This is a genomic window from Companilactobacillus insicii (genome assembly GCF_003946015.1).
Taxonomy (GTDB): Bacteria; Bacillota; Bacilli; order Lactobacillales; family Lactobacillaceae; genus Companilactobacillus; species Companilactobacillus insicii.
Genome location: NZ_RHNU01000004.1, coordinates 101448 through 110609 on the forward strand (window position 1 = coordinate 101448; position 9162 = coordinate 110609).

At 35.3% G+C, this 9162-nt stretch carries 8 protein-coding genes; all 8 read right to left on the reverse strand.

The genetic code is table 11. From position 1 onward, the window contains the following. Positions 1-45: 45 nt before the first annotated feature. The 8 genes from EKM79_RS02445 to EKM79_RS02480 all read right to left on the reverse strand — a co-directional run bounded on the left by EKM79_RS02445 (position 46) and on the right by EKM79_RS02480 (position 8105). Positions 46-765: an ATP-binding cassette domain-containing protein gene (locus EKM79_RS02445; protein WP_125565554.1), complete on the reverse strand. Its 720-nt coding sequence runs from the start codon at positions 763-765 to the stop codon at positions 46-48. Further along, positions 746-1708: an iron ABC transporter permease gene (locus EKM79_RS02450; RefSeq protein ID WP_211331260.1), complete on the reverse strand. Its 963-nt coding sequence runs from the start codon at positions 1706-1708 to the stop codon at positions 746-748. The genes EKM79_RS02445 and EKM79_RS02450 overlap by 20 nt, the downstream gene beginning before the upstream one ends. Beyond that, entirely contained in the window at positions 1695-2582 is an 888-nt protein-coding gene (locus EKM79_RS02455; RefSeq protein WP_125565556.1) for an ABC transporter substrate-binding protein, read from the reverse strand. Before EKM79_RS02455 ends, EKM79_RS02450 begins: the two co-directional genes overlap by 14 nt. Next, positions 2560-3360: an NEAT domain-containing protein gene (locus tag EKM79_RS02460; protein ID WP_125565557.1), complete on the reverse strand. Its 801-nt coding sequence runs from the start codon at positions 3358-3360 to the stop codon at positions 2560-2562. Before EKM79_RS02460 ends, EKM79_RS02455 begins: the two co-directional genes overlap by 23 nt. Then, positions 3360-5570 (reverse strand): hypothetical protein, encoded by a 2211-nt coding sequence (locus tag EKM79_RS02465; protein ID WP_125565558.1) that lies wholly within the window; start codon positions 5568-5570, stop codon positions 3360-3362. The genes EKM79_RS02460 and EKM79_RS02465 overlap by 1 nt, the downstream gene beginning before the upstream one ends. 396 nt (positions 5571-5966) lie before the next feature. Next, positions 5967-6743, reverse strand: a complete 777-nt coding sequence (locus tag EKM79_RS02470; RefSeq protein WP_125565559.1) for an SDR family NAD(P)-dependent oxidoreductase — start codon at positions 6741-6743, stop codon at positions 5967-5969. An 81-nt stretch (positions 6744-6824) separates the two neighbouring features. Beyond that, positions 6825-7298 carry an S-ribosylhomocysteine lyase gene (locus EKM79_RS02475; RefSeq protein WP_125565560.1) on the reverse strand — a complete coding sequence of 158 codons (474 nt, stop codon included), beginning with the start codon at positions 7296-7298 and terminating at the stop codon, positions 6825-6827. A gap of 21 nt (positions 7299-7319) precedes the next feature. Then, complete coding sequence (locus tag EKM79_RS02480; protein ID WP_425454017.1) at positions 7320-8105, reverse strand: MetQ/NlpA family ABC transporter substrate-binding protein; 786 nt, start codon at positions 8103-8105, stop codon at positions 7320-7322. Positions 8106-9162: the final 1057 nt, after the last annotated feature.

Below are 9162 nucleotides of genomic sequence, written 5' to 3' on the forward strand. Positions count from 1 at the left end.
TTAATAATTGTATAATGCAAATTTGCTTATTGGAACACATGAAAATTAAAAATACTGAACCAATCGTGTGTTGCCGGCTTGATCGATATATGTTTGAAAGTTGGTATTAAAGACATAACCCAAATTTTGACTGTTCAAAATCGATGTATTACCACCATTCACGATCATTCCATTTTTGTACAGCAAAACCCAGTCCGACAACATCGCCAACGTATCAATATCATGATCAACGATAAAAAATGATTGATATTGCTTACGATAGGCAATTAAATTAACCAGTTTGGATTTGTACAGCGGATCAAGATTATTGAACGGTTCATCTAAGAATACATAGTTAGTATTCTCAATTAGAACTGATAAAACTAATAGAACTTGTTGTTGACCACCAGAGAGATTATTAAAGGATTCGTCCAATTTATCAGCCAATCCAAAATAATTAACGAACTCCATATAATCAATACTTTGCTGATTACTCATATCAAGAATCGAACGAACGCTAATGAATCCGTAAACTCGTTCACGCTGATTGAAGTAAGAAACTATCTTAGAACGTTGCTTAATTGGCATCTCCAAAAAGTCGGAGTTTTGATATAACACCCGGCCTTTATAATCTTGAATTTGTCCCGTCATAATCTTGAGTAGTGTACTCTTACCACTACCATTTGGACCAATCAATGACGTTACACCATTTGATGGCAGTGTCATTGAAAGATTATTTATTATTAAATTATCATCGTATGAATAACTAATATTCCTTGCTTCCATGGCTGCCTCTCAATACAAAATAAAATAGTATCGGTGCACAAATCAAACTACAAATCAATCCAGCCGGAACTTCAACTGGGAAGAATAAATTACGACCGATAAAGTCAGAAATAAGCATTAAATTAGCCCCTAACAAAACCGTATCAAAGAAATAATTCTCAGTCTTAGTGCCGTTGATTGACTTAACAATATTAGGAATAACAATCCCAATAAACAAGAATTCTCCCACGATACCGACTACTGTCGCAATCATGATACTTATGATGACCAAGATATAAATATTTATTTTTTTGATATCAATTCCCAATTCGGTGATCTTATTATCATTGAATGAATAGTATGGGATGAACTTATCGAACAAGACTAGGACTGACAACAAAATTCCACCGACAATAATCATTAAATATGTCACACTAGGACTGACCAAATTAAAGCCTGAAAAAATGGCGTTATCCGCATGTGTGATATAACTCATAACTTGATTAAGACTGATGAAAAAGACAGTCAAACAGACTCCAAATAAGACAAAACGTGTTGGTCCAATATCTTTTGACTTCAACCAAATCAATATCAAGACCAATATAAACGAACCAACTGCCCCGTAAATAATATTAGAACCTAAAAAGGCAGGTAAAAATATTGCCAACAAATTCTTAAAGAAACTAGTACTAGAAGTTAATCCCACTAATCCAGGATCAACTAAGTTATTTCTAAATATTAATTGTAGAAACAATCCGGCAATACTAATTAAGCCACCAGTAAAAACTGCCACCATAGTTCGGCTAATTCGTAACTGTAATATGGGATAATCACTAGTCTGAATGTTAAAGGCATTTATTATACTATTGTCACCTGAGAAGATATTCAAAAAAACAAATATCAATAAGACAATAATATTAAAAAATAAAAACTTATTAAACTTACTTGATTTACTTGTTAACAATTTTATCAATCCCATTCATAGCTTCGATAACGTTCATATTAGCAGTAGATGAATAAGTTGGCTCTCTCAGGTAATAGACCTTCTTATTCTTAAACGCTGGCAACGATTGCCACATCTTATTACTTGAAAACTCTTGTTTAAATGACTTTTCCACTGTCGCTGGCATAGCATGTGCTAAACAAATAACAATCTCCGGCTTGGCCTTTTGAATCTCTTCCATATTCACAGATATATATTCACCACTAGAATTCTTAGGCTCAATAACCTTATTATTAGTTACTTCAACTAGTGAACCAATATAAGAATTACTAGTAGCCTGTAAGTAACTACCACCCGGCATACCGAACAAAACCAGAACTCGTTGTCTCGGACGGTTTTTATTCTCCTGTTCAATCGCATGTTGACGTTTATCTAGCTTATCAATGAATGCCTGTGCATAAGTTTCCTTATGATACTTCTTTGCCAACATATTCATTGACTTCTTCAAATCATCAACTGTCTGCAAATTGACATACTTAACATTAATATCATTAGCGCTGTAACTCTTACCCTGCATATCCTTTAATGTTGTCACCGAATAAACCGAATCCGCATTCAGTTTTTTGATTTTTTCCATGCTAGGAGCATTCGGAGTTCCCACTCTGGCTACATTCTTATAATCCTTCGGTAATGGATATTCAGAACTAGGCATCCCCTTCAGGTTCATATGCAATTCATCCGCCATCCAAGTCAATGCATCAGTTGTCATCACGACTGAGCCGCTTTGTTTAGCTTGATTAACTGATAAAGTATGCAAGAAAAATATTGAAACTAAACTTATCAACCAAAGAAAAAAGACGAAGATTATTTTTTTAGAAGAATTTCTTCGTTGCAAAATATCCTCCGCCTGCAACCAACACTACTATAGTAGTGATTGCTGTAATTCTTGGAATGTTGATGTTATTTGATTTATTTTTCTTGTCTTTTTTCTCGATAGCTTTGGTTTTACTATCTTGCTTCTTAGTTGGAGCTTTCTTCTTTGATTTATTACTTAACTTCTTTGGTTTACCAATCGTAACGGCCTTCTCACCGTTATCGTCTGACTTATTATTGTCTTTGTTACCATCAGTGCCATTATCAGATCCAGCATTATTATTCTGTCCTGCATCAGCAGCCTGTCCACCTTGATTACCATCGCCATTTGAAGCTGATGGTGCTTGTGATGATCCGCCACTGTGAAGGCTTGGGATATTGTAAAACTTCAAAGTAAAAGTATGAGTCGCATGAATATTGTACGAATCAACATTAATTGTCATGGTACCTGTAATATTCGACAACTGGTCAGATTCAAAAGTAATTGCAGAATAATAATTCCCGCCATCTTCATAGTTTCTAATACCAGTTGTATTAACATTCATCGACTTAACTTGCACTGGATATTTTCCCAACGCCTTTTGAGTCTTGATCGTATAAGTAACTTGATACTTATTATTAACAATATTCAATTCTGCAGGTTTAACCATATATGCATCGGCATAACTAGTATCGCTAGTTCCTGACTTCAAAGCACTGAAGTTGATGGTTGCGGCGTCTGCCGTTAGTTGAAGGCTATTAAACAGTGCCACAATCGAAAAAATCAGACTGGCAAAAATTAAATACCCTATCTTCTTCATTATTTTTTACCTGTAAGTTTGACTTTGCCGGCACCAGCTAGTGTGACTGCTAGTAATAGGAATCCAGCATACATGATATATGTTGGTAATCCTTTAGCATCAGTTTGTGGTAGTGTGCCTGATGTAGTGCCAGTTGGTGTTGTTGGAGTACCACCTTGTGAATTACCACTTCCAGTAAGTACAGATGGGGTTGTAGGTGCTGGACTTGATGCGTCCTTTAAGGTGCTTGAATCAAATTGCAAAATTGCTGTTTCAGTTCCAGCAAACAATGGTGTACTTGAACCCGCAGGATCAGCAATATTCATAGTCATAGTTACAGGAATATTATTCTTTAAGTCATCCAAACTATCGACTTTAAATTTAAAGGATAGCAATGTATTATTATCATCATTTGATGTTGTAACATCACTAGCACTTAAATTGATTCCATTAACTGAATCAATTTTTACAGATCCATCACCATAATTCTTAGGATATTCCATCTGTACTTCTACAGTGTATGTTCCGTCAGAGTTCTTATCGATGTATGCTGTCTTTGTAAAGTAGTGTGCTGAAGCGGATTCACCACTTAAATCATTCTTTAAAACTTTGTAAGTGATTTGTTGCTCTTTGGCAATTACATTGCTTGCATCATTTTTATTGTCTTCGCCATCTTGATTTTCGTTATTGCTGTCAGCTTCTTCACCAGAGTCTTCTTTATTACCGTCGGTTTCTTCATCCGCTGGATCAACGCTCTCATCTTCGCCATCGTTTTTAGTGAATTTCAAATTAGCATCCTGAGTCATGTTTATATCAAATAAAGGAATGTTCATTTTCATTTCAACCGGAATATAATTGTCTAATGAATCAGCTGTAAAATTGAATGTTTGAGAATAATTGTCTCCATCTTCAACAACGATTGTTTGATCGTCTGATACAGTTTTACCGGCTGCTTTAGTGAAAGTAACAGCATTTTTACCGTAATCTTTTGGATATTCCAATTTTATTTCTACATTGTAAGTCCCATCAGAATTCTTAGTTACTTTAGCATTTTTGGTAAAGTACTTTGAAGACATCGAAATTCCATCTGTTGGATCTTTCTTATACACCTTATATGTATAGTTTGTATCTGTTTCATCATTTACATCAAGCGGCTTTTCCGCATTTGCATTTGCAATTGCTTCTTGAAGCTTTTCCTTTAATTTGTCAGCAACAGTCTGTAATTTGGCTAACTGTGCATCAACAGCCTTCTTTGCAGCGGTAACTTTTTCTAATTCCGATTGTGCATCAGCTAAAGCTTGGTCTGACGATGTACCATTATCTGTAAGGCTCTTTACTTTATCATTTAATTCAGCAATTTGATTGTTTAATTTATCTTGATTCTCAGTTAAGGCTTTTTTGTCACTTTCTAGCTCCGAAACTTTCTGAGTCAATGATTTAACATCAGCATCAGAAGCATCCTTATCATCTTGAAGCTTCTTTAATTGTGAATTTAGATCTTTCACTGTTGAATCTAATTCTTTATTTTTCGCATCAGTAGCATCTTTTGCTGTTGACAAATCACTTAATTGTTTTTGAAGCTCTGTGATTTCTTTCTTTAATACTTCGTTGGCACCATCTTTATCCCCTTCAGCAATCATGGCATTTGCTATATCAGTTTTATTAAATTCAAAATTTGCAGGGGCATCAACTGGCAATCCTAACATTGGAACAACAATATGAAATTTTGCAGGTATATCTTCCGATAGTGCCATCAAATTTGGAACATTAAAACTAAAACTATATAGAACATTTGATGGATCCGTATCTCTATCACTTATAACTTTAACGTTATCATCACCGTTAAGAGAAGTTACTTGCAATAATGGAACATTCGAATCTGTATCTAAAAGCTTAGTAACGGAAGCATTTAGTTGAACATTATAACTCCCATCATCATTCTTACTTACCTTTGAAACTTTAGTCATATACTTATTAGCAATAGATAAGGTTCCGTCCGGTTTTCTAAGTTCATAATCAACGTCAGTGGTATCTGCAGTTGGAGTATCCGGCGTATCGTCAGACAGCATCTTGCTCAATGAAGCTTTACTATCTCCCAATAACTTACTAATACTAGTCGTGTCAGCAGCGTTAACACTAGTAGGATTATCAACAATATAACTAGTGGCAGTGCCAACGCTTCCCAAAAGAATCAATGCCGCACTAAAAAGTGTTACTCCTTTATACTTCATAATTTAATCTCCCCTATAAAATTGAAGTTTATCATTTTTTTAATTTCGATAAATGTAAATCGTAATTTAAGAATATAACAGCGTTTCCATTCCGTCAATAAGTAGCATCCCTAAATATGGAATATTATAATATTCCTAAATTATATAATAAAAAGAAGTTGCCAATTTAGCAACTTCTTTTTTGCAGTTTCTACCATTATATATTTTGATTTTTATTTGATTTGGAAACGAGTTGCAGAAGGGCAAACCTCTCCGCTCTCTCTGATCTTTGAAACGAGTTGCGAAAGCCAGATTCCTGCGCCTGCTACGGATAACAAATGCACCAACTACGTTGGTACTTTTATTATCCTAGGCAGTGCTCAGAATCTCCCGGCTTTCTCCACTCTCTTAACTCTCTTAATTCATGGTCATTCCACCAGTAACATTAATACCTTGACCAGTCATATAATCCGACAAGTGACTGGATAAGAACAAAACAACATTAGCCACGTCTTGTGGTTGACCGGTTCTTCCTAATGGGACTTGACTATTATCTTCTTTTTCAATTGCATCAGGAGTTAAACCGCGAATCTCTGCTCCATCTTTGCGTTCACGATGTTTCATTGAAGTCTCTACAATACCTGGACAAACTGCATTGACGTTGATTTGATTATGAGCAACTTCGATTGCTAAAGTCTTAGTTAATCCTAACACTGCGTGCTTGGATGCTACGTAGGCAGACATTGCTCGATACCCATTCTTACCTGCTTGAGATGCTATCAAGACAACCTTACCTGGTCGTTTGGCCTTAACCATTTCATTGACGATATGCTTAGTGATCAAATATGTACCTCTTGTATTCACAGCAATCGTCTTATCGAAGTCACTCGTCTTACTCTCAATCAAATAATTCATTGTCGAAATTCCAGCCACGTTAACTAGAATATTGGGCACTAAATTATTGGCGATAAGTTGAGCTGTAAGATTTTTTACACTATCTTCGTCACTGACATCAAGATGAATACTGTATAAATTGTCTGACTTTTTAACTAGTTCATTATTATTAAATGCTAAATCTGCACTAATAACAATTGAATTCTCATGCAAAAAAGTCTCAACAACCGATTCTCCAATTCCTTGATGTCCTCCAGTAACCAATACTACTTTATCCGTTAATTCTTCAAATAAACTCATGAACTCGACTCCTTTTCTGATCTATCCACAATTCCCTTTTCTAGGTAATGCTCATGAATTTCCGTCATGCTTCGCTCTGTATTAGATCACATGTCTCTCATAAGGATCATTACTGATTCCTTCTTCAAGAATCTTCTTAGACCATTCCTTGGCAGAAAACAATGAATGATCACGATAATTACCACAACTGTACTTGTCAGTTCCTTGAACATCCTTCCACTCAATCTTATTGGCAATGTCATCTAGTGCACCTTTCAACGCTTCAGCAACTTCGGTCGTTGAATGTTCACCCCAAGTAATTAAGTGAAAACCTGTTCGACATCCGAATGGTGAACAATCAATAACACCATCAAGACGATCTCTTAATAGACCAGCTAACAAATGTTCAATCGTATGTAATCCAGCAGTTGGAATTGCATTCTCATTAGGTTGAACCAAACGTAAGTCATAGTTTGAAATTGCGTCACCTTTTGCTCCATGTTCCTCGGTAATTAATCTAACGTATGGTGCTTTAACTTTTGTGTGATCTAGTGTAAAACTTTCAACTTTTGCCATAATATAATTTCTCCTTAAAATTTATTTTAGATAGCTAAGTGGTTTGTTAACTTCTATTTTGGTTCCATAATATTTTTTCTTAATATATTTTTGAATCGTCTTGTTGTGATACAACTTAACTAGTTTTTTGTACTGTTTATTATTCTTATTCTTCTCAGCAGTTGCTAGGATGTTGACATTATTTTTAGTGCTTTGATCGACATTTTCGTGGTAGATAGAATCGGTCAGAACATGCAATCCTCCATCTAGGGCAACCGTATTAGAAATCAATACAACATCGACATCATTCAGAACACGAGGTCCAGTTGTGTCATCAATCTCTTTGAATTTCAAATTCTTTGGATTGCTCTTGATATCCTTTGTATTACTCAATGCATCGAAGCCCTTATTTAGCGTGATCAAGCCAGCCTTTTGTAGCAGCAACAAATCTCTAGATGTATTAGCGGGATTATTTGCGATTGCAATTGTAGTACCATCAGGAATATCAGCTGTTTTCTTATACTTTTTAGAATAAATACCCAGTGGTTCCAAGTATGTTGTTCCTAATGCCGCTAGTTTACCGTTTGGATTTTGCTTATTATATGCCAAGTAATATGACCATGATTGGAAAGCATTAACGTCTACTTGACCTTCGATGGTCGCCTTATTTAGTTGAGTTCCATCAGTAATTTCTTTGACTTTGATCTTCAGTCCAGCTTTTTTAGCTTGAGGACTTTTAGCAATATGTTGCCAAATCTCTAAGTCTGATCCTTGAGAACCAATCGTAATTGTCTTACTAGTTGATGACTGATTTCCACAACCAGCCATCAAGAATACAGACAACGCTAATACGATAGCTCCCAGAATTCTTTGCCACGGTTTTTTCATCTTTTTATTTTCCCCCCTCAAATTAAAACTTCTTAACTTGAGTACCACATGGGTGGTTTGTAAATAATTGATCTACTCATATATCCGCCTCCTCAAAATCTTACGCAACAAAAAAATCGTCCCTACATGCACAGAATTACTCTGCGATGTAGGGACGATTACCGTGGTACCACCCTAATTCATATTTTGATTACTCAAAATACCTCAACGACACTAACATGTCCGGGATGATATCGCATCCTTGCGTACCTTTGGCTTTCACCTAGGTAAGACTCCAAGCTCATCTTCAGTTAAGTTTTCGTTCCGCCTTTTCACTATCTAGCGGTCACTATTCACACTACTCGTTAACTTACTCTTCTCTTCAACGTCTAATAAGATTAAATGATCTTTAATCATTTGATTGGTGATCAATCTATACTTTTAAAATTACATTGTCAAATAAATTTCTGAAGTATTTGCTATATTTAAATGTTAATATCGTTACTTATCGTTATGATATCAAGAAATTATACGTCATAATATGAATACGCAATTTGTTGATGCAATGGTCGTAAACCTGGTAAGGGAGGTGTCGCCATGGTTAATAGCCTGGTGTTAATCCGAATAGAAAGTAGCGATTTTGTTAACTTTTTTGATAAATGTTTTATTTATATTATTTTATCTAAAGGCTATCTTGAAGTTGACTCATTTGTCACTGATAGTACTATTTAAAATAATTGTTCAAGTGAAGCTAATCATTTGGACACTAAAAAAGTGAACCCATTGACTAGCCGGTCACAGTTCACTTTTTAGGATTGGCTACCGCGTCAGCGGAATTGCCGTAAGCAGACCATCATTTCGGTCTGCTTTTTATTGACTTTTGTTACAAAAACATTATAACAGCTCAAAAATTATTCAGCAATTATAACGATACAAAAAAAGGGTCTAAACTTTCTGGTATTGGTGAAAGCCAATACCAGTTTTTTTATTGTCTAAATTTCTGGATAGAAAAAGGACC

Coding starts and splice junctions, on each gene's coding strand:
- EKM79_RS02445 (WP_125565554.1), bottom strand. CDS start 765: ATGGAAGCAAGGAATATTAGTTATTCATACGATGATAATTTAATAATA.
- EKM79_RS02460 (WP_125565557.1), bottom strand. CDS start 3,360: ATGAAGAAGATAGGGTATTTAATTTTTGCCAGTCTGATTTTTTCGATT.
- EKM79_RS02465 (WP_125565558.1), bottom strand. CDS start 5,570: ATGAAGTATAAAGGAGTAACACTTTTTAGTGCGGCATTGATTCTTTTG.
- EKM79_RS02470 (WP_125565559.1), bottom strand. CDS start 6,743: ATGAGTTTATTTGAAGAATTAACGGATAAAGTAGTATTGGTTACTGGA.
- EKM79_RS02475 (WP_125565560.1), bottom strand. CDS start 7,298: ATGGCAAAAGTTGAAAGTTTTACACTAGATCACACAAAAGTTAAAGCA.
- EKM79_RS02480 (WP_425454017.1), bottom strand. CDS start 8,105: ATGGCTGGTTGTGGAAATCAGTCATCAACTAGTAAGACAATTACGATT.